Below are 25,537 nucleotides of genomic sequence, written 5' to 3' on the forward strand. Positions count from 1 at the left end.
AGAAGGGCTACGGCCGCGTATGGACTCTTTTCAGAAAATCGGCATTATCGGCCGTCTGGGCAGCACTCAAGTGCTGGATACCATTCGCCGGCTCAAAACATTCTTATTGGCGCGGCGCCTGCATGTGATCTTAGAAGACATTATCGCCGAGGTCATGCCCGGTCACGGCCTGGAAACCTGCTCACGCAAAACCATGGGCGAGGTCTGCGATCTGGTTATTGTGGTAGGAGGCGATGGCAGTCTGCTGGGGGCGGCACGTGTACTGGCGCGCCCGCGTGTACCTGTTCTGGGTATCAACCGTGGCAATCTGGGTTTTCTGACCGATATTCGCCCGGATGAGCTTGAGACCAAGGTAGCCGAGGTGCTTGAGGGGCAGTATATCGTCGAGACACGTTTTCTTCTGGATGCTTTTGTCTGCCGTGAGGGAGAAACGATTGGTCAGGCCGATGCTCTGAATGATGTTGTCCTGCATCCGGGCAAATCGACCCGCATGATCGAGTTTGCCCTGCATATCGATGGCAAGTTCGTCTGCGCTCAGAAGGCCGATGGGCTTATCGTCGCGACACCCACAGGCTCGACAGCCTACTCGCTGTCAGCCGGAGGGCCCATCATGCATCCCAAACTGGATGCGATTGTCATCGTGCCGATGTACCCACATACCTTGTCCAGCCGCCCCATTGTAGTCAGTGGCGACAGCGAGCTGAAAATCGTGGTCTCGCCGAACATGCAGATCTATCCGCAGGTCTCATGTGATGGACAGAATCATCTTAATTGCGCGCCTGGTGACGTCGTAACCATCCAGAAAAAGCCGCACAAACTGCGACTCATCCACCCACTGGATCATAACTATTACGAGGTTTGCCGGACGAAGCTCGGCTGGAGCAGCCGTCTGGGGAATGATTGATGCTTGACCCTGATCGTGGCTATGACCTGATAGGCGATATTCACGGCTGCGCTCATGTGCTTGAACGTTTGCTGGACCAAATGGGCTATCGCCGACACAACGGTGTCTGGCAGCATCCGCGAAGGATGGCGCTCTTTCTAGGAGACATCCTTGATCGTGGGCCTCATGTGCGAGAGTCACTGCACTGCATTCGTGACATGGTGGAGGCAGGCCAGGCAATGTGCCTGCTGGGTAACCATGAAATCAATGCCTTGAGCTGGCACACGCCAGCGCCGCCAGAAAGTCACAAGCGATACGTTCGTGAGCATACCTCTCGTTACGAGCGGGTGATCCAGACGACCTTGGTGCAGTTCGATCACCATTCTGCGGAGTGGAATGACTTTCTCAGATGGCTGTATGAGTTGCCCTTGTATATCGATGCCGGACGTTTCAGGCTGGTACATGCCTATTGGGATTCGCCCCTGATTGCTGCCATTGATGAGGTCTATCCGGGTGGGTATATCGATGAGCGATTCATTCAGCAGTCGGCCATTCCGGGGAGCCTGGCTAATCGCGCCTGCTCTCGGCTGCTCAATGGCGTTTCCCTGCCGCTGCCCAACGGCATGAAAATGACGGGGCGTGATGGCTTCACACGCGGTCGGTTCCGAACCAAATTCTGGGAGGAAGACCCGCAAACATACGGCGATATTGTCTTTCAGCCAGATGGTTTGCCGGATGATGTGGCCTGCGAGCGGCTAAGTGAAACCGAGAAGTCCAGCTTGATGTGTTATGGCATCGATGAGCCGCTGCTGTTTGTAGGGCATTACTGGCTCGACGGTCATCCTGAACCGATACGGCCTAATCTCGCCTGTCTGGATTACAGTGCCGTGAACAACGGAAAGCTGGTGGCGTATCGGCTGGATGAGGAGCATCGTCTGGATCCAAAGAAATTCGTCTGGGTCGATGTGCCGTCAACAGGAGGGGCGGAATGAATGCACAGCCTGCGTTACGTGTAGGACTCGAAACGGACCTGCTAGGGTTTACGCAATTACTCCGTCGTCTGCATATTCCTCACCGAGTGACTGAAGAACGCGATGCACAAGTGGTGTGGGTTAATGATCCGGGACTGGTAGACGAGGTGCGTAACCTGTATGCACGCTATCCGCAGGGGGACGCGGCCGGTGAGATCTCTGATGTTCGGCCTACTGTAACTCGGCCTGGCTTCAAGGAGCAGCTACGGGCAAGTCCTGTAACTGCAGGCGTCCTGCTCATCACACTGGTCGTGGCTGCGATTACCTTGTTGGGCGATCGTTATGAGGTTGTTCGCTGGCTTACTTTTCTGGACTTTCGGCTTTACGATACGTACATCGAGTTCTATCCCGTCTCCTATACCCTTGAACAAAATCAGTGGTGGCGGTTTGTTTCACCCATGTTTCTGCATTTTGGCGTTTTGCATCTGGCCATGAATTCCCTGTGGTATTGGGAGCTGGGGCGCCGCATTGAGTTTCGTCAAAAGGGGTGGATGCTATTGGCGTTAACCGTCCTCTTTTCACTGGCAGCCAACCTTGTGCAGTACTGGTGGAGTGGCCCGGCACTGTTTGGCGGATTGTCAGGTGTGCTCTATGGCCTGCTGGGCCATTGCTGGTTATTCCAGCTGTTGGCACCCACCCCAGCGTATCGAATGCCAAAGGGCGTTGTCATCATGATGCTTGCCTGGCTGGGTATATGCCTGACCGGCGCCATTGATGTGCTTGGCTTTGGTGCCATTGCTAATGGCGCTCATGTAGGAGGTCTGCTGGCCGGCTGTGTAACGGGCGTTCTGGGTGGCCTGATTGCCAGGACGCGCCGCTAGACTGGACGAGTGCATCTGACGTTTCGTGGGCAGAGCTGCAAGGCTACACTATGCCGCTGAAAAGGAGCCCTAGATGACCGAATCCCGTTTACGCACTCTTCGTGACTATATCCGTTGGGCGGTGAGCCGCTTCCACGCCGAAGGGCTTTATTTTGGCCATGGCACCGACAATGCGTGGGATGAAGCCAGGCAGCTGGTGTTAGGCGCCTTGCATCTGCCTTGGGAAATGTCTGACAGCTACCTGGATTGCCGGTTGGAAGATGATGAGCGCTACGACTTGAGCGTCCTGCTTCACCGACGGATTCAGGAGCGCATTCCGACGGCTTATTTGTTAGGCGAAGCCTGGTTTTGTGGGCTGCCGTTTATGGTTGATGAACGTGTGTTGGTGCCACGGTCACCGATTGCTGAATTGATTGATGCCCGCTTTGTGCCTTGGCTACCCCATGAGCCTGCTCGAATCCTAGACCTCTGTACCGGCTCGGGATGCATTGGTATTGCCTGTGCTTATGCGTTCCCTAATGCAGAAGTCGCGTTGGCCGATCTTTCCTTTGATGCATTGGAGGTCGCCTGGCAGAACATAGAGCGGCATGACCTTGAAGACCGGGTTTATACCGTGCAAGGGGATGGGTTTGCTGGACTGCCAGGGCAGCGTTTCGACCTGATCGTGTCAAATCCACCTTATGTGGACGCAGAAGATTTTGCCGATATGCCGGCTGAATATCACCACGAGCCGGAAATGGGCCTTGCCTGTGGCTCAGACGGGCTGGATCTGGTGCGCCGAATGTTGGCTGAAGCCGCGGATCACCTCACTGACACCGGCACGTTGATCGTTGAGGTGGGCAATAGTCAGGTACACGTCGAAGCGCTTTATCCCGAAGTCGACTTTACGTGGCTCGAGTTCGAGCGGGGCGGTCACGGGGTCTTTCTGCTTTCCGCCAGGCAGTGCCAGGAGCATCAACCGCTGTTCCAGAGCCGCCTCTAGTAGGCGGCTCGAGTACCTAAGCTGCCTGCGTCTTCTCGACCAGGCGCTCTAAAAACATGAGCAGGGTGACTTCCTCTTCGCGAAGTCCCTTGCGTTTGCGCGGCTTGGGTAGCGAGCCGAGTTCGCCAGCCATAAATGCATCCATGACGCCCGGGTGGATATAACACTTGCGGCATACTGCCGGTGTGTTGCCCAGCGTACTGGATACTTGCTTGACCATCTCCTGAAGGTGCTTTTTGGCTTCAGTTTGAGTTTCGTAGCGCAGTGACTTGAGAGTAGACAGAGCCAAGGCGCTGCCTGCCCAGGTGCGGTAATCCTTGGCAGTAAAATCGGCACCACTGAGTTCGTGCAGGTAGGCGTTTACGTCTGACGAGGTGACCGTATGCCGATCGCCATCTTCATCCAGATACTGAAACAAGTGTTGGCCGGGTAGCTCAAGGCAGCGCTTGACGGTACGTGCAAGCCTCGGGTCTGTCAGCTTGATGTTGTGCTCGACGCCGCTTTTGCCGCGGAAGTGAAAGCGAATCGTATTGCCGGTAACGTCTGCATGTCGGTTACGCAGGGTTGTCAGGCCGTACGATTTATTGCTTTTGGCATATTGCTGATTGCCTACGCGAATCAAGGTGGCGTCCAGCAGGCTGATAACGGTCGCCATGACCTTTTCCCGGTTCAGCTTGCGTTGCGCCAGATGCTCTTCTATCCGCTTGCGCAGTTTGGGAAGGGCATTGCCGAACTCCAGCATCCGTTCGTATTTGTCAGTGTCTCTGATTTCGCGCCAACGTGGATGATATCGGTATTGCTTGCGTCCTCGGGCGTCCCGCCCCGTTGCCTGTAAATGGCCACAAGGATCGGCACAGATCCAGACATCCGTATAGGCGGGTGGAATGGCCAGTTTGTTGATGCGGTCAATTTCAGCCTGATCGCGAATACGTTCGCCTTGGGCATCCAGGTAGATAAATTTCCCGCGCAGCTTTTTTCGCCGCAGGCCCGGCTGCGTGTCATCCACATAGTGAAGGTCCGAGGGTAGCGGGGGGCACAGGGCTGTACCTGTATCGTCGCGCTCGTCTCCAGGGGCGGGCAGCGTACCCTCGGCGGTCGGGGGAATAAATGAGGCACTCTCTGACATGAAAACACCGGCTGTGGACTGCTTTCTATGAAGACCGCAGGGCCAGTAGCCGGTTCGTCGCTCTAGACGAGAGGCAATATCTGATCTTTTAACCGGCCGCTTTCGGCAAGCTCCAGAAACTCATCACCCAGTCGCTGGCTTTCCGCCATCGCTGTATGCCAGTGACGTTGCCGTGTGGCAGGGTCGGTTGCATAACGGGTGAAATCTTTGCGGTCGGGAAGCTTTCGACCAGGTAGCCGCTCAAGGTAAGACCGTGAGGGTGCCAGTAGCACCACATTTCGCAGGTTATGTGTATTGGCCTTGCGCCAGAAGATGCCCTTGTCGAACCACCCAGGAATGATGCGATCGATAAAATGTGGATAGAGCACAATGTCATTCCCGCGATAGGGAAGATCCAGATGGTAATCGAGCAGTCCCCCGTCACGGTAAGTACCGGAGCCAAAGCCAGGGATATCTGTTACGCCCTCCATGACCAGTGGAATGGAGCCTGACGCCAGCAGCGACTGGCGAAGGTTGTCGGGGCGAAGCGCATGGTACTGCGTTGGGAAATCATTCAGTTCATCCAGCGGCGGCGCCTGGCGCAAATCATGGGCCACGATACGGCTGAAATGGCGAATCAGACGAGACCGTGCTATCAGGTTGTCGCGGATCACAGCGCCCAGGCCAAGGCTTAATGTTCGGCGCTGGTCACTGGCCAGAGGGCCCAATGCCTGAACAATCATGATGTTCAGGCGATAGCCTGGGGCGGTCAGAATCGCCTCGTCACGCCCTCCCAGCAGTTCATCCAGCATGCTTTCGCAAATCTGACTGATCTGCCTGATTCCAATACCTTTGGGAAAATGCAATCCGGTATAAAGGTCGCCCAGCCGGCGTAATGAGCCTGCCGGGTCCGGTAGGCAGACACATGCGGAGCGCCAGGCCCCAATGGATGCGCCAACCAATGCGCGCACCCGTGGTGAGCGAGGCAGCCATTCACCAAACAGCGCGATGTCTAGCCCTTGCAAGCCTAGTGCTTTCGGGCCGCCTGCTGCGCCCGGGATAATACCTACGTCTGCAGGTGACAGGCCCTGTTGGCGAATATTCGCCAGCGCCTGCGTGCCCGCGCGGATAATGAGGGAAGGAGATTTGATGTGAATAGCTGTCATGAAGACTCCATACGGACAGCCAGTATACAAACGCACCGCCGCGATGCGGAGCAGGTATAACATTGATTGCGAAAGACCGTTGGGCTGACCATGTAGTTCCAAAATGAGATTAAGGCTGAATTAAGGCTGCCTCGTTAAGGTGAACTCACTGAATAACCCGTGAGGACATATGCATGAAAGCACTGACTACATTGATTGCCGCTGCCAGCCTGACCGCTCTGGCCGGTGCGGCCCAAGCCCGCGACCTGGGACCTGACGAAGCGCTCAAGCTGCGTGATGCAGGTACCATCAAATCCTTCGACGTATTGAACAAGGCGGCTATCGCCAAGCATCCTGGCTCGACGACTCACGACACTGAGCTGGAAGAAGAATATGGCCGCTATATCTATCAGGTTGAGTTACGTGACCAGAAAGGTGTGACATGGGATCTGGAACTCGATGCCGCAACGGGCGAAGTGCTCAAGGATGTACAGGACGATTGAGCCTGGGTAGCAGCATGATGAAAGGCCTGCTGGTATTGACATTGCTGTCAGCCAGCGGGCTTTCAATCGCTCGCGACCTTGACCAGGATGAGGCGTTGCGGCTTCGTCAGGAAGGAAGAATTCGTCCTCTTGAGCAGCTTATCAACCAGGCTTATGCGCGCTATCCAAAGGCAACATTGCTGGAGGCGGAGCTTGAGGAGGAAGATGGTGTTTATGTCTATGAGATCGAGTTTCTGGTAGACAAGGGCGTTGTGCGCGAGCTGGAAATCAGCGCCACTGACGGTACGATTTTGAAGGACGAGGTAGACGACTGATGCGTCTGTTGTTGGTAGAGGACAGTGTTCCCCTGGCGGATGAGTTAATGGCCAGCCTGACACGACAAGGCTATGCCGTAGACTGGCTGGCTGATGGCCGTGATGCGGCATACCAGGGGGCAGTCGAACCTTATGACCTTATCGTACTTGATCTGGGACTGCCGGGGCGTTCTGGGCTGGATGTGCTAAGGGAGTGGCGCACGCAGGGACTTTCTACGCCGGTACTGATTCTAACGGCGCGCAGTGGTTGGGCCGAGCGTATCGATGGGCTCAAGGCTGGCGCCGATGATTACCTGACCAAGCCGTTCCACCCTGAAGAGCTTTCCTTGCGGATTCAAGGATTATTGCGGCGTGCCCGCGGGCTGGTGAATCAGCCGACATTGCAGGCTTCCGGTCTGAGTCTGGATGAGTCACGGCAATGTGTTAATCGCGGGGATGAAAGCATCGAGCTGACCGCCGCAGAGTTCAGGCTGCTGCGGTATTTCATGTTGCATGCAGGGCAGATCCTGTCCAAAAGTCATTTGGGTGAACATCTCTACGACGGTGAAAGCGAGCGTGACTCCAATGTCATCGAGGTGCACGTGAACCATCTCAGGCGTAAATTGGGGCGCGATATTATCGAGACACGGCGAGGACAGGGCTACCGCTTCGGGAAATCTGCATGAAGTCCATTCAGCAGCGACTGAGCATTGGCTTGGCCTCCGCTCTGCTGATATCCGGACTTTTATTGATACTGGGCGCACGCTGGCTGGTTGATACGGCGCTACGGGATTATCTGGGAAGCGGACTTCAGACAGAGAGCGAAAACCTCCTGGTGGCTATTGCGCGGGGGCCAAACGGGCTGCAGCTGGATGAGCAGCGCCTTAATCCCGCCTATCAACGGCCATTTTCCGGACGTTATTTCGAGATCGACATAGGAGAACCTCGCTGGCGCTCCCGGTCGCTCTGGGATCATGTGCTTGAGAGACCTACGCACGTAGGGCTGACCGGACATCTCGTCAATGGCCCCGGAGATCAGCGCCTCCTGGTCTATCGCGCGGATTATCAGCGGTTGGGGCAAAAGCTCAGCATTGTCGTTGCACAGGATTACAACCCGCTCCTGACCAGTTTCAGTCGAATGCTGCGTATAGGTGCAGGTATTGGGCTGGTTGCGTTAATCGTAATCCTTTTTCTACAACGGATTACGGTAAGGCGCGCCTTAAATCCACTTGAACGGGTCCGGCAACAAGTGGCTCAACTGCAACAGGGGCAGCGCAGCCAGCTGGATACGCAGGTTCCCCAAGAGCTTGAGCTGCTGGTGGAGCAGATCAATCATCTGCTGCGTCATACCGAGGATAATCTCAAGCGTGCCCGCCATGGCATCGGTAATCTGGGGCATGCATTGAAAACGCCTCTGGCCGTGCTGGTAAGCCTTGCGGAGCGGCAAGAACTGAGTGCGCATCCTGAACTGCAGAACATCCTGCGCGATCAGCTTGAGCAGATCCAGCAGCGTCTTGAGCGGGAGTTGCGCCGTGCTCGCCTGGCCGGTGACCAGCTTCCCGGTGTCTATCTGGACTGCGAGGCTGAATTGCCTTCGCTCTGCGCCATGCTCAAGCAGATCCATGACAACGACCTGACGATCTCCTGTCATGTGCCTTCCGGTTTGAAACTGCCCTGGGATCGCGAAGACCTGCTTGAATTGCTGGGTACGCTGTTGGATAACGCCTGTAAATGGGCGAGCAGCCAGGTAGAGCTGACGGTACTGAAGAAAGATGCCTGTTATGAGATCAGTATTGATGATGATGGGCCAGGTATCGCGCCTGAATCCAGGCAGGATATTCTCGAGCGAGGTGCGCGTCTGGATGAGCGAGTCATGGGACATGGCCTGGGCCTTGGTATTGCGCGTGACATTGTGGACAGTTGCGCAGGTACGCTCAGTCTGGAAAGCAGTTCCCTGGGCGGGCTGAAAGTTTTGGTCCGGCTGCCGCTCCGAGCCTCCCGATCTGCTCCCGGTGATTGAGACCATACGGATAGAGCACTATCGATCGACCTTCATTTTCGTTTCGCTTGGCCGAAAACCTACTTAGATAACAACCTAAGAGGTCTCAGTGATGAGTTTAAAAGCCAAGGTGCTCCTGCTGGCGCTCCTACCTGTTGTGATTACTACCCTGATCATCAGCGGTATTTCCTATGTGATGCTGAGCAATAAAGCCGAGCGCGATATACAGACAACGCGTGATCGCTTGATGGAGCAAAGCAACGTAACCCTGAAGAATTACGTGCAGGTTGCCCTGACAGCGGTCAAGCCGCTCTACGATGCTTCAGCCGACGGTGATCAGGCGGCCCGCGCCGAGGCAATCAGGATTTTGTCTGGCATCACCTATGGCAAAGATGGCTATATGTTTGGCTATGACTCAAACGTCATCCGCCTTTTCAAGGGAAACGACGCTGAAGGCATAGGCAAGAGCTTTCGTGATAACAAGGATCCGAACGGCGTTTACCTGAACAAGGAGCTGGTCCGTGCAGGTAAGGATGGCACTCATTATGTCCGCTATTCCTCTACATTGCCTGGCAAAACTACCTTGGTTCCCAAGTTGAGCTATACCGAGTACTTGCCCAAGTGGGACCTGGTCCTGGGCTCTGCCATCAACCTGGATGGCATTGAGGAGCGGCTGGGCAAGATCGAGGCCGATGTACGTGCGCAGACCCTGACGCAGCTGTTATCTATCATCGGCGTCTCGATGGTAGTGCTGGTCATCATCGCCATTGCGGCTCATCTATTTGCCATGCGAGTGTTGCGTCCGCTTGAGCTCATGCGTGCAAACCTTGATGACATTGCTGATGGCGAAGGCGATCTGACACGTCGACTGCCGGTGCAGAGTAACGACGAGTTGGGCCGGCTTGCTGGCTCGTTCAATCGATTCGTCGGCAAAATTCATGGAACCGTACAGCAGGTAATCGACATCACTCAGCAGCTTACCGGTTTGTTGGATGAGGTGGCTGCCCAGGCTCGTCGTACCGAGCAGGCCATGCAGCGCCAGCGTAGCGAAACCGATCAGGTTGCCACGGCTATCAACGAGATGTCCGCAGCGGCTCATGAAGTGGCGCAAAGTGCCCAGCAAGCGGCAGAAGCTGCCCGTGAGACCGATGAGCAAGGGCGTGTAGCCAAGCGTGTGGTTGAGGGTAGTGTGGCAGGCATCCATTCTCTGGTCGATGAAGTGCGTGACAGCGGCATGTCGCTCGACAGTCTGCAGCAGGACGTACAGTCTATTGTCAGCGTACTGGATGTTATCCGTTCCATTGCCGAGCAAACCAACCTGCTGGCCTTGAACGCTGCTATCGAGGCGGCTCGGGCTGGTGAGGCGGGTCGTGGTTTTGCGGTCGTGGCCGACGAAGTTCGTGCCCTGGCAAGCCGTACTCAGCAAAGTACCCAGGAGATCCAGGGAATGATCGATCGCCTGCAACAGGGTACGCAAAAGGCGGTTGAGTCGATGCGTCGCTCTGGTGCGGCAGGTGAAAGTACGACTGTCCAGGCCAGTCAGGCAGGCGCCTCGCTCGATACCATCAGCCAGCTGATCGGTACGATTAATGCCATGAACGCCCAGATAGCCAGTGCAGCCGAAGAGCAGACGGCGGTCTCCGAGGAAATCAACCGTAGCGTCCACGAGATTGCTGGCGCGGTTGAAACCATGACGGCAGGGGCTGAGCAGAGTGCGACCACTACCCAGGGGCTAGTCTCGCTAGGGGATCGCCTCCACGGCCTGGTCAAGCAGTTCCGCGTTTAAATCGACATTCCTGAGGGCTCTGGCTGAGCCCTCAGGAACAAGTGCGTGGTATCCAGTGTTCTAACCAAAAGCGACGCTCGTTGCTCTTGAATGGACTTTGGAACCCTGATGAAAAGCACGCGACTTGAAAATAGAACATTTATCTTTCTTCTGATTATTGTCTCGATCGCATTTGCCTGGATTCTGTTGCCCTATTACGGCGCGGTTTTTTGGGGAGCGATCCTGGCAATTATTTTCGCCCCTATGCAGCGCTGGTTTCTCAGGCGCTACAACAATCGTAAAAACCTTGCCGCGCTGAGCAGCTTGGGTGTTTGTTTACTCATCGTGATTCTGCCGGTCACGGCGATTAGTATTTCTCTTGTTCAGGAAGGCAGTGCGCTGTATCAGCGAATCAACAGCGGCCAGCTGAATTTCGGCGAATATTTTCAGCACATGTGGCAGGCACTACCGAACGGTATCAAAAGTGTACTGCACCGATTCGATATCACTGACCCAGAAAGTATTCGCGAGCGCCTGACGCAAAGCGTTGCCCAAGGTAGTCAGGCATTGGCAAGCAGGGCCTTGTTGGTAGGGCAGGGGACGTTTCAGTTGGTCATCAGCTTTGGCATCATGCTGTACCTGCTGTTTTTCCTGCTTCGAGACGGGCAATACCTCGTAGGGCTGATCCGCAAAGCCATTCCCTTGAGCGAGATTCACAAGCGCAGCCTGCTACGCAAGTTCACGGCTGTTATCCGGGCCACTGTCAAGGGCAACATTATTGTAGCGATTGTTCAGGGCGCTCTGGGAGGCTTCATCCTGGGGGTACTCGGCGTCGAGGCTGCCGTCCTCTGGGGCGTGATAATGGCGTTCCTGTCTTTGTTGCCAGCGGTAGGCGCTGGGCTGATCTGGGGGCCGGTTGCGGTTTACTTCCTTCTGACAGGCTCGATATGGCAAGGGGTTGTACTGATCCTGTTCGGCGTTATTGTCATCGGTCTGGTGGATAACATTCTGCGTCCTATCTTGGTGGGCAAGGACACCAAGCTACCCGACTACGTGGTACTGATTTCCACACTAGGCGGAATGGCACTGTTTGGTCTCAACGGGTTTGTCATTGGCCCATTGGTGGCGGCGCTCTTTATGTCGGTATGGGACCTCTTCATGCACCGTGAGGAGGAATAAAAAAAAAGCCCCATCACTGGGGCTTTTTTATGAGAGGCCCTTACAGGCCTGTATGTTGAAGCACTTGCAACAAGGGCTGCGGGTAAACACCCAACAGCAGCGTCAGGGCTGCAATGGCGATAAGCATGATACCGCCGGCACGCTCACCCCAGTTCATGGGTGCATCGTGACGGCTAAGACCTGGTTGTACCAGATACATCGTTACCATGACACGCAGGTAATAGAACAGGCCGATGGCGCTACCAATAACGACCGCCGCGGTCTGCCACCACAGATGGGACTCGACACCCACCGTAATAATGTAGAACTTGCCGATAAAACCCGCCGTCAGCGGAATACCTGCAAGCGACAGCATCATCACTGTTAGAACGGCGGTCAGATACGGGCGTCTCCAGAACAGTCCGCGGTACTCGAACAGCGCATCGGCATCGCGTGTGCCATTGCTTGGGCTGGACATGAGCACGATCACGCCAAAGGCTCCCAGGCTGGTAACGACATAAGTCGCCAAGTACACCCCAATCGCCTCTACCGCAATACCATTGCTGGCAGCAAGGGCTACGAGCAGGTATCCAAAGTGTGAGATGGAAGAGTAGCCCAGCAGACGCTTGAGGTTGCTCTGCATCAGGGCCAAGAGGTTGCCGACCAGAATGGAGATGATGGCGATGAAAGCGATCAGGTTATGCAGCCATGTATCGTTCAGCGCAGCGGGCATGGTCTGGAACAGACGAACCACGACAGCGAAAACGGCAACCTTGCTCGCAGTAGCCAGGTAAGCGCCCACCGGTGCCGGTGCGCCTTCATAGACATCTGGCGTCCACAAGTGGAAGGGTACCAGCGACAGTTTGAAGCCCAGACCTACGATCATCATGCCGATACCGAGTTCCAGCAGCAGGCCGGCCGAGGCTTGCTGAGTCAGCTGCGCACCGATTCCGCTAAAGCTCAGGGTGCCGGACTGTGCATATAGCAGGGCCATGCCAAACAGCAGAATGGCCGAGCCAGCAGCAGATAGCACCAGATACTTCATGCCAGCCTCAAGGGAGCGGCGATTGAAGTAGGAATAGGCCACCAGGCCATACACCGGTACGGACAGCAGCTCAAGGCCAATGAACAGCGAAGCCAGGTGCTGCGAGCTTACCAACACGATACCGCCCGTACAGGACAGTAAAAGCAGTAGGTAAAGCTCTTCACGATTGCTGGAGTATCCCTCCATGTAAGCATGCGACAGCGTCATGCATGCCAACGTGGTAATCAGGATCAGTGCGGTATAGAAGTAGGTGTAGCCATCCATGCGCATGAGGCTGGTGACGTCGATATCGACGACCCGCATCGAGTACACAATGGACAGCAGGGCCAGGTTCAAACCGATTACCGACAGTGTCGGAATCACGGTGTGGTTGCGCCGCCAGGCTATCGCCAGCATCACCACAACGGCGGTCAGACCGGTGATGAGGAGCGGCAGAAGTGCGATGAGATGTTCCGTTGTAAAGGTCATGGCGCTACTACCGGGCAGAAACAATGGAAGAGAAAGCTGTACCCAGCCACTGGTGTACACCACTCATGCTGGCTGCCGACGTATCCAGAATGGGCTGCGGATAAACACCCAGGAGGATCAGCAGACCGACCAGAAGCAGTACCATGGACAGCTCGCGTGCATTGAGCCCCGGCAATTCCCCTTCAGACTTCGCAGGACCGAAGTACGCACGGTGGATCATGATCAATGAGTACACCGAAGCCGCAACCAGACCGAATGTAGCGATCACAACGGTCAGCGGCACCATCGGGAACGCACCCATCAGAATCAGGAACTCGCCTACGAAGTTACCGGTACCCGGCAGGCCCAGCGACGCCGAAGCGAAGAACAGGCTGAGGGCCGGTAGGTAGGGGAGGCGACCCCAGAGTCCACCCATCTCACGCATGTCGCGTGTATGCAGACGCTCATAGAGCTGACCGCACAGGATGAACAAGCCTGCTGCCGAAAGACCATGGGCGATCATCTGTACCACGACACCCTGCAGTGCGTGCTGGCTGCCGGAGTAGATACCGATTAAGACGAAGCCCATGTGCGAAACGCTGGAATAGGCCACAAGACGCTTGATGTCAGTCTGTGCGAAGGACAGGAACGCACCGTAGAAGATTCCGATGATCCCGAGCCACATGGCAATGGGCGCAAACTCGGCCGAGGCATTGGGAAACAGCGGTACGGCAAAGCGTAGAAGACCGTAAGCGGCTGTTTTCAACAGAATACCGGCAAGGTCTACTGAACCGGCTGTTGGTGCCTGTGCGTGTGCATCGGGAAGCCAGGAGTGAACCGGCACGGCAGGCAGCTTCACGGCAAAGGCAATGAAGAAGCCCAGCATCAGCAGGTATTCAACCGTTGGATCCATCTGCGTTTTTAGCAGGTCTTCATATTCGAAGGTCAGCACGCCGGTTGCACTATAGTGCACCAGCACCAGGGCCACGATGGCCACTAGCATGATCAGGCCGCTGGCCTGGGTGAAAATGAAGAACTTGGTAGCAGCGGTAATTCGGCTCTTCTTGCCGTCGGCGGAGCTATGACCCCAGAGTGCGATGAGGAAATACATCGGCACCAGCATCATCTCCCAGAAGAAGAAGAACAGGAACAGGTCGACAGCCAGGAACACACCAACCACACCACCTAGAATCCATAGCAGGTTCAGGTGGAAGAAGCCAACATGCTTCTGGATCTCGCGCCAAGAGCAGACAACAGCCAAAAGACCCAACAGACCTGTCAGCAACACCATAAGCAGCGACAGGCCGTCCATGGCAAAGTGCAGACTGATACCGAAGCGCTCAATCCAGGGATACTGGAATTCGACGGTCCAGTTCTGCTCGCTACCCGGAGCAGGGGCCAGGCTGAAGTCACCGTGCCACCAGACCCACAGGCCAAGTACCAGCTCCAGCAGCATGGTTAATAAAGCAATCCAGCGTGGCAGAAGATTGCCGGAGCGATCTCCTAGCCAGCACAGCAGACCGCCTATGAAGGGGATCAGGATTAGCCAAGGCAGAATCATGACGGGCTCAATTCCTTTCGTAGATTCAAGTCAGGCCAGAAGCAGTGCGGCCAGAAGCAGCACTGCACCACCCACGATGGAGGCGGCATACCAACGCAGGCGGCCGTTCTCTGTAAGGCTCAGCGTGAGGTTACCGGCACGCGCGAGGATCGGGACAATCAGGATCGCTTTGTCGATCGGGTCGCTACGCAGCAGTCGGGTAATTGCCAGGTAAGGTTTCACGAAGACCCAGTTGTAGAGCCAATCGAAACCCCAGGCGTGATACCACCAGGTACCAAAAAAGCGACCCGGGGCACTTTTGGCAAGTGCGCTCACAAAGCGACGCTTGCCCAGGAAGAGTAGGGCCGCCAACAGGATGCCAGCCAGCGCAATAGCACCCGAGGCAATTTCCAGACTGTGCTTGGCTTCTCCGCCCGCGTGGCCGGCCGACTGAGGCAGTACACCCGCCAGCGGTGGGGTGATCCAGGCGCCGATAAAGGTGGACAGTACGATCAGGACGATTAGCGGCAAATGATGCGCGATTCCGTGACCACCATGAGCTTCAGTCTTGGCCTCACCGTGGAACACGATAAAGATCAGGCGGAAGGTGTAGATCGAGGTCAGGAAGGCGCCTACCAGGCCTGCAATCAGCAGATTCTGATGGCCACTGGCAAAGGCTTCCCAAAGGATCTCGTCTTTGGAGTAGAAGCCAGCCGTAACCAGCGGTAGCGCTGCCAGCGCTGAGCCACCAACCAGGAAGCTTGCATAGGCCAGCGGAATCTTTTTCCACAGGCCGCCCATCTTGAAGATGTTCTGCTCGTGATGGCAGGCCAGGATGACCGAGCCGGATGCAAGGAACAGAAGTGCCTTGAAGAACGCATGGGTCATCAGGTGGAAGATCGCACCGCTCCAGGCGCCTACACCCAGGGCCAGGAACATGTAGCCGATCTGGCTCATGGTGGAGTACGCGAGGATACGCTTGATGTCGGTTTGTACCAGTGCAGCAAAGCCTGCCAGTACCAGCGTAACCGCACCTACAATACCTACCAGATGCAGAATCGAAGGCGTCAGCTCGAACAACCCATGACAACGAGCGATCAGGTATACGCCGGCAGTCACCATGGTCGCTGCGTGGATCAGCGCTGATACCGGGGTCGGGCCTGCCATCGCATCGGCCAGCCAGGTTTGCAGAGGCAACTGGGCAGATTTACCTACCGCGCCGCCTAGCAGCATCAGCGTAGCCAGCATCAGCAGCGGATCATTCATCGTAAACACGTCTGGCGCACGGGTCAGTAGCTCCTGGATATCCAGGGTGCCTAATGTCATAAACAGGATGAATAGACCGAAGGCCATGAACACGTCGCCCACGCGGGTTACGATAAAGGCCTTGAGTGCGGCGTTACCGTTGGCACGTTCGCTGTAGTAGAACCCGATCAGCAGGTAACTGCACAGGCCTACACCTTCCCAACCAAAGTACAGGAAGAGCAGGTTGTCGCCCAATACCAGGAACAACATGCTCGCCACGAACAGGTTGGTATAGGCAAAAAAGCGTGCATAGCCTGCTTCACCGCGCATGTACCAGGAGGCAAACAGGTGAATCAGAAAGCCTACACCGGTGACCACACACAGCATGGTTACCGAGAGGCCATCCAGGTACAACGCGATGTTGGGTGCAAAGCCATCAACGGTCATCCAGTTCCACAGCACCTGGGTGACAGCGCCGGAAGGCGGCGGGCTGGACAGGAACTGCCAGCTAACCCAGGCGGCTGTAAGCGCAGATAGCCCGACCGAGCCTACTCCAATCAGGGCAGATAGGTTTTCGGACCAGCGGCTACGGGAAAACGCCAGCAGCACAAACCCAATAAGGGGAAAGACGAAGGTAAGAGGTAACAGGTTCATCCGCGCATCTCGCTGGCAGCATCGACATCGAGGGTTTGGAAACGGCGATACAGTTGCAGCAGGATCGCCAGGCCGATACTCGCCTCGGCAGCAGCAAGGCTCAGTACCAGAATGAACATCACCTGACCATCCGGTTGCCCCCAACGGCTGCCACCGACCACAAAAGCCAGGGCGGAAGCATTCATCATGATTTCCAGACTCATCAATATGAACAGGATGTTGCGCCGTACCATCAGGCCAACCAGACCCAGGGCGAACAACGCGCCGGCAAGTGCCAGACCATGTTCCAGAGGTATCGCATTCATAGGTCCATTCCTTAACGGGTTACTCGCCGACGCCTTTGACGTCTTGTTGCCGGCCCAGGTGGTAGGCCGCAACCAGCGCAGCCAGGAGCAGCATCGACGCCAGTTCGACCGCTAGCAGATAGGGGCCGAACAGGCTGATACCAACCGCTTTTGCATCAACCGTGGTATGACCGATGCTTGCACCGCCGGGCATTCTGCCCAGCACCAGCAGCAACTCGACCAGCAATGCGATGGAAAGAATCGAAGGGCCAACCCAGATGCCAGGCGTTAACCACTTGCGTTCCTGCTCAACCACGGCAGGGCCGAGGTTGAGCATCATCACGACGAATACGAACAGCACCATAATGGCGCCAGCGTATACGATGACCTCAAGCGCACCGGCGAATGGAGCGCCAAGGCTGAAGAAGGTCATCGAGACCGCTAGCAGCGAGATGATGAGGTAGAGCAGGGCATGTACCGGATTACGGTTGGTAATCACCCTGAACGTGGCCAGTACGGCGACACCGGCAGCGAAATAGAAAGCAAATTCCATCTTTCCGTCCTTACGGCAGCAGGCTCTTGACGTTGATTGGCTCGGCCTCGTTCTTCGCAGCACCCTTGGGTTTGCCTGCAATGGACATACCGGCGACGCGATAGAAGTTGTAGTCCGGGTACTTGCCGGGTCCGGAGATGAGCAGATGCTCCTTCTCGTACACCAGGTTCTGACGCTCGTACTCGCACATTTCAAAGTCCGGTGTCAGCTGGATAGCGGTGGTAGGACAAGCCTCTTCACACATGCCGCAGAAAATGCAGCGGGAGAAGTTGATACGGAAGAACTCCGGATACCAGCGACCGTCTTCTGCTTCGGTTTTCTGCAGGGAAATACAGCCTACCGGGCACGCTACCGCACACAGGTTGCACGCCACGCAGCGCTCCTGCCCATCGGGATCACGGGTCAGGACAATCCGGCCTCGATAACGAGGCGGCAGATAAACCGGCTCCTCGGGGTACTGCAGGGTGTCGCGCTTTCTAAAGGCATGGGAAAAGATCATCAGCACGCTTCGTAGCTGAGTCCATGTGCCATGCACGACATTGACTATTTCTTTGAACATGGCGGCTCTCCTCAGTGAACCACGGCCGGGGTGGCGTTATACAAAACCACCGCACCGGTAACGAGCAGATTGATCAGGGTCAGCGGCAGACACACCTTCCAGCTGAACGCCATCACCTGGTCATAGCGCGGACGTGGGATAGACGCACGCAGCAAAATGAACAGCATGATGAAGAACGCAGTCTTCAGGGCGAACCAGATGAAGGGTGGCAACAGCGGACCATGCCAGCCACCAAAGAACAGCGTGACGAGCAGGGCAGACACCAGCACGATGCCAATGTATTCGCCTACGAAGAACATGCCCCACTTCATGCCGGCATATTCAACGTGGTAACCATCTGCCAGCTCCTGCTCTGCCTCCGGCTGGTCAAAGGGGTGGCGGTGAGTCACCGCAACGCCTGCGATCAGGAAGGTACAAAAGCCGAAAAACTGAGGGATGATGAACCACAAGCCCTGATGCTGCGCTTCAACGATATCTCGCATGTTGAAAGAGCCGGTCACCGCGACGACGCCCATGAGCGAAAGCCCCATGAACACCTCGTAGGAGACGGTTTGGGCTGAAGCGCGCATGCTACCCAGCAAGGCGAACTTGTTGTTGCTCGACCAGCCTGCGAACAGCACTGCATAGACTGCAAGGCCAGCCATCGCAAAGAAGAACAGAAGACCAATGTTCAGGTCCGCCACACCCCAGGTAGGTGTGATCGGTACCACGGCAAACGCGATCAGCAAGGCGCTCATCGCAATGACGGGTGCCAGCATGAACGTCATCTTGTCCGCGAACGGTGGCGTCCAGTCTTCCTTGAAGAACATCTTGATCATGTCGGCGCCCAGCTGGAAGGCACCGAAAGGACCGACACGGTTTGGCCCGTGACGATCCTGCCAGAGGCCAAGCAGACGGCGCTCGACCCAGCTAAGCAGCGCGCCGCAGATAACGACGGCCAACAGGATCACGATGGCCTTCACGACGGCCAGGATAATGGCGATGACGGAAGGGGTTAACCAACTCATTGCGCAGCCTCCTGGACGCGATCGATGGTAAGACCCGCCAGGCGGGCTGGGATGCCTTCAAACCCCACCGGCAAGCCGATCAAGCCAGCAGCCAGACCAGGTTTGACCATCAGCGGCAGGCTCAGCGCCTGACCAGCAACCGTAACGCTGACCTTGGCACCAGGATTGACGCCCAGACGGTCTGCATCAGCTTTTGCAAGCGCGACGTAAACTTCGGGGATACGCTCCTGGAAAGTCTCCGAGCGAGCCGAGGTCTCTTCGCTGCCGAACAAATGATGGATCGGTACGGCTTTCCACTGGTTCGCCTGAGCGGAATAGGCTGCCGGAATGGCGTTGAACCAGCTCAGGCGATCGCCAGAAGACTCAATCAGACGAATACCAGGATCGCCCGCACGCAGATGTCCGCCTACCTCGTCCTGGAACTTGTTCCAGGCTTGCGGCGAGTTCCAGCCAGGAGACCAGGCAAATGCGATCTGCTGACGGGGTTCGGCGCTGCCGTAATAGCCTTCCATGGAGAAGGCAAAGGCAGAGTCTATATCCTGTGGCGTACGCGGCTCGTGAACGCTGATATTGGCGCGCATTGCAGTACGACCGCTGTAACGGTGAGGCTCACGGGAAAGCTTCTGGCCCTTGATACGGAAGGACGCGCTGGGCGCTGCATCCCGAATGCCAGCCAAGCTCGGATGACTTGCTGCACACGCCTCGGTAACCTGGTCCAGCTGCGTCCAGTCCACGGCCTTGCCCTGCAAGGTGCTGTGCAGTGCATGTAGCCAACGCCAGCCTTCACGAATCAGGCTACTCGGATCGTAATAAGTAGGCTCGTACACCTGGAAGAAACGCTGGGCACGGCCCTCCTGGCTTACCAGGGTGCCATCACCTTCCGCAAAGCTTGCGGCTGGCAGGATCAGGTCGGCACGCTCTGCCGTAGCTGTACGCTGATGGTCCAGTACGATCAACGTTTTGGCTGCCTTGAGCGCTTCTTCTACGCGTGCAGAGTCGGCGCGACGGAACAGGTCGTTTTCCAGCACGACCAGCGCGTCGGCTTTACCCGCTGTCAGCGCGTCGAACGCATCATCTACCGACTCGCCGCCAAAAATGGCCAGGCCCATGCTGTTGGCTTCGGGAACGACAAGGCTCAGCGAGCCGTTCTTTTCCTTCAGCGCCAGTGCCTTGGCAATGTTGGCAGCAGCCTCGATCAGAGCGCGTGATCCCAGTGAAGTACCCGAGATAATGAGCGGACGCTTGGCATTGAGCAGGGTGTCGGCCACCAACTTGACCTGCTGCGCTACTTCATCGCTCAGACCTTCTACTGCCGGAGCGGAAGCGTCGAGAGCGTTGGCCAGTGCAAAGCCGAAGCGAGCCAGATCTTCCGGCGCACCGTGGATAGTCTGCGCAGCGATGTCATCCAGACGTGTCTCAGCCAGGCTGGCCAGAAACACGGGGTTTTTGCTGGACTGCCCGATGGTCTGGACAGCCGCCTTGTGCCACTCAGGAATACGAGCTGCCGCTGCAATATCGGTTGCCTTGCCTTTGGCTGCCTGACGGACTGCCAGGGCGACACGGGCTGCGGTCTGGGTCAGGTCTTCGCCTAGCACCAGCACAGCGTCATGGTGCTCGATGTCGCGGATGGTGGGTACAGGAAGAGGGCTGTTACGCAAGACATCCAGTACAAGACGAACATGTTCAAGCTCATGCTTGGCCATGCCGCTATAATAGTTTTCTGCACCTACCAGTTCGCGTAGTGCATAGTTGCTTTCCAGGCTGGCACGGGGAGAGCCGATACCGATTACCCTGCGCCCACGCAATAGCTCGGCAGCCTTGTCCAGTGCAGCATCTACCCCTGCGTTGAGCGAGCCATTACGCAGCAACGCCTGGCGAGGACGATCCTTGCGGTTCACATAGCCATACCCGAAGCGACCACGGTCGCATAGGAAATAATGGTTAACGGAGCCGTTGTAACGATTCTCGATACGGCGAAGCTCGCCATAGCGCTCACCGGGGCTGATGTTGCAACCGGACGAGCAGCCATGACAGATGCTTGGTGCAAACTGCATGTCCCACTTACGGTTGTAGCGCTCGGAGTGGGTCTTGTCGGTAAACACACCGGTTGGGCAGACTTCGGTCAGGTTTCCAGAGAACTCGCTTTCCAGCGTGCCTTCCTCGACGCGGCCAAAATACACATTGTCGTGGGCGCCATAAACGCCCAGATCAGTGCCGCCCGCGTAATCCTTGTAATAGCGCACGCAGCGGTAGCAGGCGATACAACGGTTCATCTCATGGGAAATGAACGGGCCCAGATCCTGATTCTGGTGGGTGCGCTTGGTGAAGCGATAACGGCGCTTGTTATGGCCTGTCATCACGGTCATGTCTTGCAGGTGGCAATGGCCTCCTTCTTCACAGACCGGGCAGTCGTGAGGGTGGTTAGTCATCAGCCACTCGATGACGCTGCTACGGAAGTCTTTAGCTTCCTGGTCATCAATGGAAATATAGGTCTTGTCCGTCGAAGGCGTCATGCAGGACATGACAAGACGACCGCGGGTGTCGTTCTCATCAGCAAACTGCTTGACCGCACACTGTCGGCAGGCACCGACGCTACCGAGCGCCGGGTGCCAGCAGAAATAGGGAATATCGAGACCGAGGGACAGACAAGCCTCCAAGAGGTTGTCCGCACCGTCGACTTCGTACTCTTTGCCGTCTACGTGGATAGTGGCCATGGTTCTTCAGTCTTCGTTTGCCGGGGGACCTGGAAAGGCTTGAGCCTTTCCACAGCCTTACCGCGGCGTGGCTATTGGAATCACGGTGTCGCCGTCTTTACACATGCGTTCAGGCGGCGACAGTGGCCAGCTCAGCGAGCCGGCACACAAATCAAATGACTGTTTCTACAACGGAAGGCTGGGGCTCGCTGGGAGCCTTCTTCACGCCCGCCTCGAATTCGCTGCGGAAATACTTGATTGCGCTGGCCAGTGGCTCGACCGCACCAGGGGCATGAGCACAGAACGTTTTGCCTGGGCCAAGGAAGGTGCATAGCTGCAGTAGCGTCTCGATATCGCCGCTTTGACCTTCGCCTTTTTCCAGCGCGCGCAAGAGCTTGACGCTCCATGGCAGACCGTCGCGGCAGGGCGTACACCAGCCACAGGACTCACGGGCAAAGAACTCTTCCATGTTGCGCAGCAGCGAAACCATATTAACGGTATGGTCTACCGCCATGGCGAGGCCGGTCCCCATACGGGTACCCACTTTGGCGATACCGCCAGCAAACATAGGTGCCGAAAGATGCTCCGGCAGCAGAAAGCCCGTGCCTGCACCACCTGGCTGCCAGGCCTTCAGGGTATAGCCTTCGCGCATACCGCCAGCATAGTCTTCGAATAGCTCTTGAGCGGGTATGCCAAACGGCAACTCCCACACCCCGGGATTCTTGACCTTGCCGGAGAAGCCCATGAGTTTTGTACCCATGTCTTCGCTTCCCTCGCGCGCCAATGATTTGTACCAATCGACGCCATTGGCGACGATGGCTGGCACGTTGCACAGGGTTTCGACATTATTTACGCAAGTCGGCTTGCCCCAGACGCCAACAGCAGCAGGGAAAGGCGGTTTGGAACGTGGGTTGGCCCGGCGGCCTTCAAGCGAATTGATCAGGGCGGTTTCTTCACCGCAGATGTAGCGGCCTGCACCGGTGTGAACAAACAGCTCGAAGTCAAAGCCACTGCCAAAGATGTTTTTGCCAAGGTAGCCAGCAGCCTTGGCTTCCTCGATGGCGCGATTCAGGTTGCGTGCGGCATCGACATACTCACCACGTAGAAAGATATAACCGCGGTAGGCCTTCAAGGCCCGTGCGCTGATGATCATGCCTTCTACCAGGAGGTGCGGCAGCTGCTCCATGAGCAGGCGGTCCTTCCAGGTGTTAGGTTCCATTTCGTCAGCGTTGCACAGCAGATAACGAATGTTCAGACTTTCATCAGCAGGCATCAGGCCCCATTTGACGCCAGTCGGGAAACCCGCACCACCGCGGCCCTTGAGGCCCGAGTCCTTGACAGTCTGAACGATATCCGTAGATGCCATATCAGCCAGCGCCTTGCGCGCAGCGCTATAGCCGTCTTTGGACGTGTATTCCTCAAGCCAGACCGGCGCGGCATCGTCACGCAGACGCCAGGTAAGCGGGTGAGTTTCAGGTGTACGAGCGATTTTGTTCGCAGGACCCACGGAGGTAAGCGTCATACATAACCCTCCAGCAATTTGGCGACACCGGACGGCTGGATATTGCCGTAAGTGTCCTCATCGATCATCAGGGCAGGGGCTTTGTCGCAGTTGCCAAGGCAGCATGTCGGGAGCAGGGTAAAGCGACCATCAGCGGTCGTCTGGCCCAGGCCGATACCTAATTGCTCCTGGATTTGTCCCAGTACGGATTCATGGCCACCGATATAGCAGACCATGCTGTCGCAGACGCGGATGATATGACGGCCGACGGGCTGACGAAAAATCTGGCTATAGAAGGTAGCTACGCCTTCCACATCGCTTGCAGGAATGCCGAGGATTTCACCGATGGCATAGATAGCGCCATCCGGGACCCAGCCACGTTCCGTTTGAACGATTTTCAGTGCTTCGATAGATGCCGCACGGGCATCCTCGTAGTGATGCATTTCATGTTCGATGGCAGAGCGTTCGGTTTCACTCAGCTCGAAACGATCAGTTTGAATCAGTGTACTCATGATCAGCGGTCCACATCGGCCATGACGAAATCGATACTGCCCAGGTAGGCGATTAGGTCCGCCACCATGCTGCCTCGGATCACCGAGGGGATCTGTTGCAGATGCGGGAAGCTGGGCGTACGAATGCGAGTCCGGTAGCTCATGGTGCTGCCGTCGCTCGTCAGGTAATAACTGTTCAACCCTTTGGTCGCCTCGATTATCTGCATGGATTCGTTGGCCGGCATGACCGGTCCCCAGGAAACTTGCAGGAAGTGAGTGATCAGGGTCTCGATGTGTTGCAGCGTGCGCTCTTTAGGCGGCGGCGTCGTCAGCGGATGGTCTGCCTTGAAGGGGCCTTCAGGCATGTTCTTCAGACACTGATCGATAATGCGCAAGCTCTGACGCATCTCTTCGATACGGACCAGACAACGATCATAGGCATCGCCGTTGTGCGCGATAGGAACTTCGAATTCGAAGTTCTGATAACCCGAATAAGGCCTTGCCTTGCGCATGTCGAAGTTCAGGCCGGTAGCTCTCAAGTTCGGGCCGGTTACGCCCCAGCGCAACGCTTCTTCAGTGTTGTAATGAGCTACACCTACGGTACGACCTTTTAGGATGCTGTTCCGAATGGCTGATTTTTCGTATTCATCCAGACGTTTGGGTAGCCAGTCAACGAACTCCTTGACCAGCTTGTCCCATCCTCGAGGCAGGTCATGGGCCACACCGCCAATACGGAACCATGCCGGGTGCATCCGGAAGCCGGTAATGGCTTCTACCACCTTGTAGGCGCGCTGACGATCCGTAAAGGCGAAGAAGACCGGAGTCATGGCGCCCACGTCCTGAATATAGGTACCCAGGAACAGGAGATGACTCATGATGCGGAAATATTCACACATCATGATTCGAATCACCTCAACCCGTGCAGGGACTGTAATTCCGGCAAGCTTTTCAACGGCCAGTACGTAGGGGAGGTTGTTCATGACACCGCCCAGGTAGTCAACCCGGTCGGTATAAGGAATGTAACTATGCCAGGATTGACGTTCGCCAGTTTTCTCGGCTGCGCGGTGGTGATAGCCGATCTCGGGAACGCAGTCGACAATCTCTTCGCCGTCCAGCTGAAGAATGATACGGAAGGCACCGTGGGCGGACGGGTGGTTCGGACCCAGGTTCAGGAACATGAAGTCAGACGTGTCGCTCTGCTGCTTCATGCCCCATTCTTCAGGCTTGAAGCGCAGGGTTTCCTGCTCCAGATCCTGCTTCGCCGCGTTCAGGGCGTAGGGGTCGAATTCCGTCGCGCGGGCTGGATAGTCCTTGCGCAGCGGGTGGCCTTGCCAGTTGTCAGGCATCAGCATCCGCTTGAGCAGGGGATGGCCGTCGAACCGGATGCCGAACATGTCCCAAACTTCACGCTCATACCAGTTAGCGTTCGGCCAGATATCAGTCACGGTGGGCAAGGTAAGGTCGTTCATCGACAGCGCGACCTTGATCATCACATCGCTATTCCGCTCGATAGACATCAACTGATAGAACACAGTGAAGTCGGCCGGCGGCAGGCCGCGGCGCTGGGTACGCAGCCGTTCATCCATGCCGTGCAGGTCGTACAGCATGACGTACGGACGCGGCAGGTTACGCAGGTAGGTCAGTACTTCTTTAAGCTTTTCACGGGGCACCCACACTACGGGCATGCCCGTACGAGTGGTTTGAACAGTTAGCGCATCCGCGCTAAAGCGTGCCTTGAGTTCACCCACCACGCCTTCATCTTGGGCAGCGTGCAGGGGTGCGGACAGAACAGTGTCTGCAGTCATGATTATCCGTCGCTATCGGTCAACGTCA

The 25,537-nt window shown here is 56.5% G+C and carries 23 protein-coding genes; 10 read left to right on the plus strand and 13 right to left on the minus strand.

Features of this window, described 5'->3' with window-relative positions:
- Nucleotides 1-19: 19 nt before the first annotated feature.
- The 4 genes from QWJ10_RS06945 to prmB all read left to right on the plus strand — a co-directional run bounded on the left by QWJ10_RS06945 (nt 20) and on the right by prmB (nt 3,717).
- Nucleotides 20-904, plus strand: coding sequence for an NAD(+) kinase (locus tag QWJ10_RS06945; protein WP_010794926.1), 885 nt, complete (start codon nt 20-22; stop codon nt 902-904).
- Entirely contained in the window at nt 904-1,875 is a 972-nt protein-coding gene (locus QWJ10_RS06950) for a metallophosphoesterase (protein ID WP_289924986.1), read from the plus strand. The genes QWJ10_RS06945 and QWJ10_RS06950 overlap by 1 nt, the downstream gene beginning before the upstream one ends.
- Nucleotides 1,872-2,735, plus strand: coding sequence for a rhomboid family intramembrane serine protease (locus QWJ10_RS06955; RefSeq protein ID WP_122042196.1), 864 nt, complete (start codon nt 1,872-1,874; stop codon nt 2,733-2,735). The genes QWJ10_RS06950 and QWJ10_RS06955 overlap by 4 nt, the downstream gene beginning before the upstream one ends.
- Before the next feature lie 73 nt (nt 2,736-2,808).
- Nucleotides 2,809-3,717 (plus strand): 50S ribosomal protein L3 N(5)-glutamine methyltransferase, encoded by a 909-nt coding sequence (gene prmB, locus QWJ10_RS06960; protein ID WP_289924991.1) that lies wholly within the window; start codon nt 2,809-2,811, stop codon nt 3,715-3,717.
- Between the two features lie 16 nt (nt 3,718-3,733).
- On the opposite strand, the gene QWJ10_RS06965 is transcribed toward prmB, so the two are convergent.
- A complete protein-coding gene (locus tag QWJ10_RS06965) occupies nt 3,734-4,843 on the minus strand; it encodes a DNA topoisomerase IB (RefSeq protein WP_185749680.1) in 1,110 nt (369 codons plus the stop codon).
- A gap of 62 nt (nt 4,844-4,905) precedes the next feature.
- The gene (locus tag QWJ10_RS06970) at nt 4,906-5,988 is read right to left on the minus strand and encodes a patatin-like phospholipase family protein (RefSeq protein ID WP_289924998.1); all 1,083 of its coding nucleotides are present in this window, start codon (nt 5,986-5,988) and stop codon (nt 4,906-4,908) included.
- A 173-nt stretch (nt 5,989-6,161) separates the two neighbouring features.
- On the opposite strand from QWJ10_RS06970, the gene QWJ10_RS06975 reads away from it, so the two are divergent.
- The 6 genes from QWJ10_RS06975 (at nt 6,162) to QWJ10_RS07000 (ending at nt 11,706) form a co-directional block, all read left to right on the plus strand.
- Nucleotides 6,162-6,470, plus strand: coding sequence for a PepSY domain-containing protein (locus QWJ10_RS06975; protein ID WP_019365781.1), 309 nt, complete (start codon nt 6,162-6,164; stop codon nt 6,468-6,470).
- Between the two features lie 17 nt (nt 6,471-6,487).
- Complete coding sequence (locus QWJ10_RS06980) at nt 6,488-6,784, plus strand: PepSY domain-containing protein (protein WP_074824392.1); 297 nt, start codon at nt 6,488-6,490, stop codon at nt 6,782-6,784.
- The gene (locus QWJ10_RS06985; protein WP_010794918.1) at nt 6,784-7,449 is read left to right on the plus strand and encodes a response regulator transcription factor; all 666 of its coding nucleotides are present in this window, start codon (nt 6,784-6,786) and stop codon (nt 7,447-7,449) included. The genes QWJ10_RS06980 and QWJ10_RS06985 overlap by 1 nt, the downstream gene beginning before the upstream one ends.
- A complete protein-coding gene (locus QWJ10_RS06990) occupies nt 7,446-8,783 on the plus strand; it encodes a sensor histidine kinase (protein ID WP_289925002.1) in 1,338 nt (445 codons plus the stop codon). Before QWJ10_RS06985 ends, QWJ10_RS06990 begins: the two co-directional genes overlap by 4 nt.
- 91 nt (nt 8,784-8,874) lie before the next feature.
- The gene (locus tag QWJ10_RS06995) at nt 8,875-10,548 is read left to right on the plus strand and encodes a methyl-accepting chemotaxis protein (protein ID WP_289925076.1); all 1,674 of its coding nucleotides are present in this window, start codon (nt 8,875-8,877) and stop codon (nt 10,546-10,548) included.
- Between the two features lie 108 nt (nt 10,549-10,656).
- Complete coding sequence (locus QWJ10_RS07000) at nt 10,657-11,706, plus strand: AI-2E family transporter (RefSeq protein ID WP_019365785.1); 1,050 nt, start codon at nt 10,657-10,659, stop codon at nt 11,704-11,706.
- 40 nt (nt 11,707-11,746) lie between these two features.
- Here the strand turns inward: QWJ10_RS07000 and nuoN are convergent, their stop codons facing one another.
- The 11 genes from nuoN to nuoC all read right to left on the minus strand — a co-directional run bounded on the left by nuoN (nt 11,747) and on the right by nuoC (nt 25,509).
- Nucleotides 11,747-13,198 carry an NADH-quinone oxidoreductase subunit NuoN gene (gene nuoN, locus QWJ10_RS07005; protein ID WP_010794914.1) on the minus strand — a complete coding sequence of 484 codons (1,452 nt, stop codon included), beginning with the start codon at nt 13,196-13,198 and terminating at the stop codon, nt 11,747-11,749.
- 7 nt (nt 13,199-13,205) lie between these two features.
- Nucleotides 13,206-14,738, minus strand: a complete 1,533-nt coding sequence (gene nuoM, locus QWJ10_RS07010) for an NADH-quinone oxidoreductase subunit M (protein WP_125888295.1) — start codon at nt 14,736-14,738, stop codon at nt 13,206-13,208.
- 30 nt (nt 14,739-14,768) lie between these two features.
- On the minus strand, nt 14,769-16,616 hold the full coding sequence (gene nuoL / locus QWJ10_RS07015) for an NADH-quinone oxidoreductase subunit L (protein ID WP_019365787.1): 1,848 nt from the start codon (nt 16,614-16,616) through the stop codon (nt 14,769-14,771).
- Nucleotides 16,613-16,921 (minus strand): NADH-quinone oxidoreductase subunit NuoK, encoded by a 309-nt coding sequence (nuoK, locus tag QWJ10_RS07020; protein ID WP_010794911.1) that lies wholly within the window; start codon nt 16,919-16,921, stop codon nt 16,613-16,615. Before nuoK ends, nuoL begins: the two co-directional genes overlap by 4 nt.
- A gap of 19 nt (nt 16,922-16,940) precedes the next feature.
- The gene (nuoJ, locus tag QWJ10_RS07025) at nt 16,941-17,453 is read right to left on the minus strand and encodes an NADH-quinone oxidoreductase subunit J (protein ID WP_010794910.1); all 513 of its coding nucleotides are present in this window, start codon (nt 17,451-17,453) and stop codon (nt 16,941-16,943) included.
- A gap of 10 nt (nt 17,454-17,463) precedes the next feature.
- Nucleotides 17,464-18,012, minus strand: coding sequence for an NADH-quinone oxidoreductase subunit NuoI (gene nuoI / locus QWJ10_RS07030; RefSeq protein ID WP_010794909.1), 549 nt, complete (start codon nt 18,010-18,012; stop codon nt 17,464-17,466).
- 11 nt (nt 18,013-18,023) lie between these two features.
- Complete coding sequence (gene nuoH / locus QWJ10_RS07035) at nt 18,024-19,019, minus strand: NADH-quinone oxidoreductase subunit NuoH (protein ID WP_010794908.1); 996 nt, start codon at nt 19,017-19,019, stop codon at nt 18,024-18,026.
- Nucleotides 19,016-21,733 carry an NADH-quinone oxidoreductase subunit NuoG gene (gene nuoG / locus QWJ10_RS07040; RefSeq protein ID WP_074823906.1) on the minus strand — a complete coding sequence of 906 codons (2,718 nt, stop codon included), beginning with the start codon at nt 21,731-21,733 and terminating at the stop codon, nt 19,016-19,018. The genes nuoH and nuoG overlap by 4 nt, the downstream gene beginning before the upstream one ends.
- Before the next feature lie 151 nt (nt 21,734-21,884).
- On the minus strand, nt 21,885-23,234 hold the full coding sequence (gene nuoF / locus QWJ10_RS07045) for an NADH-quinone oxidoreductase subunit NuoF (protein ID WP_019365789.1): 1,350 nt from the start codon (nt 23,232-23,234) through the stop codon (nt 21,885-21,887).
- Nucleotides 23,231-23,731, minus strand: coding sequence for an NADH-quinone oxidoreductase subunit NuoE (gene nuoE / locus QWJ10_RS07050; protein ID WP_173869050.1), 501 nt, complete (start codon nt 23,729-23,731; stop codon nt 23,231-23,233). The genes nuoF and nuoE overlap by 4 nt, the downstream gene beginning before the upstream one ends.
- Nucleotides 23,728-25,509 (minus strand): NADH-quinone oxidoreductase subunit C/D, encoded by a 1,782-nt coding sequence (nuoC, locus tag QWJ10_RS07055; RefSeq protein ID WP_289925016.1) that lies wholly within the window; start codon nt 25,507-25,509, stop codon nt 23,728-23,730. The genes nuoE and nuoC overlap by 4 nt, the downstream gene beginning before the upstream one ends.
- Between the last annotated feature and the right edge of the window lie 28 nt (nt 25,510-25,537).

This window comes from Pseudomonas sp. WAC2 (assembly GCF_030403525.1).
In the GTDB taxonomy this organism is placed as follows: Bacteria; Pseudomonadota; Gammaproteobacteria; order Pseudomonadales; family Pseudomonadaceae; genus Chryseomonas; species Chryseomonas luteola.

What these genes read in the sequence shown, in the direction of transcription:
- QWJ10_RS06980 (WP_074824392.1), top strand. Translation starts at nt 6,488, where the DNA reads ATGAAAGGCCTGCTGGTATTGACATTGCTGTCAGCCAGCGGGCTTTCA.
- nuoF (WP_019365789.1), bottom strand. Translation starts at nt 23,234, where the DNA reads ATGACGCTTACCTCCGTGGGTCCTGCGAACAAAATCGCTCGTACACCT.
- QWJ10_RS06950 (WP_289924986.1), top strand. Translation starts at nt 904, where the DNA reads ATGCTTGACCCTGATCGTGGCTATGACCTGATAGGCGATATTCACGGC.
- nuoH (WP_010794908.1), bottom strand. Translation starts at nt 19,019, where the DNA reads ATGAGTTGGTTAACCCCTTCCGTCATCGCCATTATCCTGGCCGTCGTG.
- QWJ10_RS06970 (WP_289924998.1), bottom strand. Translation starts at nt 5,988, where the DNA reads ATGACAGCTATTCACATCAAATCTCCTTCCCTCATTATCCGCGCGGGC.
- QWJ10_RS06965 (WP_185749680.1), bottom strand. Translation starts at nt 4,843, where the DNA reads ATGTCAGAGAGTGCCTCATTTATTCCCCCGACCGCCGAGGGTACGCTG.
- nuoK (WP_010794911.1), bottom strand. Translation starts at nt 16,921, where the DNA reads ATGAATGCGATACCTCTGGAACATGGTCTGGCACTTGCCGGCGCGTTG.
- QWJ10_RS06975 (WP_019365781.1), top strand. Translation starts at nt 6,162, where the DNA reads ATGAAAGCACTGACTACATTGATTGCCGCTGCCAGCCTGACCGCTCTG.
- QWJ10_RS06955 (WP_122042196.1), top strand. Translation starts at nt 1,872, where the DNA reads ATGAATGCACAGCCTGCGTTACGTGTAGGACTCGAAACGGACCTGCTA.
- QWJ10_RS06985 (WP_010794918.1), top strand. Translation starts at nt 6,784, where the DNA reads ATGCGTCTGTTGTTGGTAGAGGACAGTGTTCCCCTGGCGGATGAGTTA.
- QWJ10_RS06945 (WP_010794926.1), top strand. Translation starts at nt 20, where the DNA reads ATGGACTCTTTTCAGAAAATCGGCATTATCGGCCGTCTGGGCAGCACT.
- nuoG (WP_074823906.1), bottom strand. Translation starts at nt 21,733, where the DNA reads ATGGCCACTATCCACGTAGACGGCAAAGAGTACGAAGTCGACGGTGCG.
- nuoC (WP_289925016.1), bottom strand. Translation starts at nt 25,509, where the DNA reads ATGACTGCAGACACTGTTCTGTCCGCACCCCTGCACGCTGCCCAAGAT.
- QWJ10_RS06990 (WP_289925002.1), top strand. Translation starts at nt 7,446, where the DNA reads ATGAAGTCCATTCAGCAGCGACTGAGCATTGGCTTGGCCTCCGCTCTG.
- QWJ10_RS07000 (WP_019365785.1), top strand. Translation starts at nt 10,657, where the DNA reads ATGAAAAGCACGCGACTTGAAAATAGAACATTTATCTTTCTTCTGATT.
- nuoN (WP_010794914.1), bottom strand. Translation starts at nt 13,198, where the DNA reads ATGACCTTTACAACGGAACATCTCATCGCACTTCTGCCGCTCCTCATC.
- nuoL (WP_019365787.1), bottom strand. Translation starts at nt 16,616, where the DNA reads ATGAACCTGTTACCTCTTACCTTCGTCTTTCCCCTTATTGGGTTTGTG.
- QWJ10_RS06995 (WP_289925076.1), top strand. Translation starts at nt 8,875, where the DNA reads ATGAGTTTAAAAGCCAAGGTGCTCCTGCTGGCGCTCCTACCTGTTGTG.
- nuoM (WP_125888295.1), bottom strand. Translation starts at nt 14,738, where the DNA reads ATGATTCTGCCTTGGCTAATCCTGATCCCCTTCATAGGCGGTCTGCTG.
- nuoJ (WP_010794910.1), bottom strand. Translation starts at nt 17,453, where the DNA reads ATGGAATTTGCTTTCTATTTCGCTGCCGGTGTCGCCGTACTGGCCACG.
- prmB (WP_289924991.1), top strand. Translation starts at nt 2,809, where the DNA reads ATGACCGAATCCCGTTTACGCACTCTTCGTGACTATATCCGTTGGGCG.
- nuoI (WP_010794909.1), bottom strand. Translation starts at nt 18,012, where the DNA reads ATGTTCAAAGAAATAGTCAATGTCGTGCATGGCACATGGACTCAGCTA.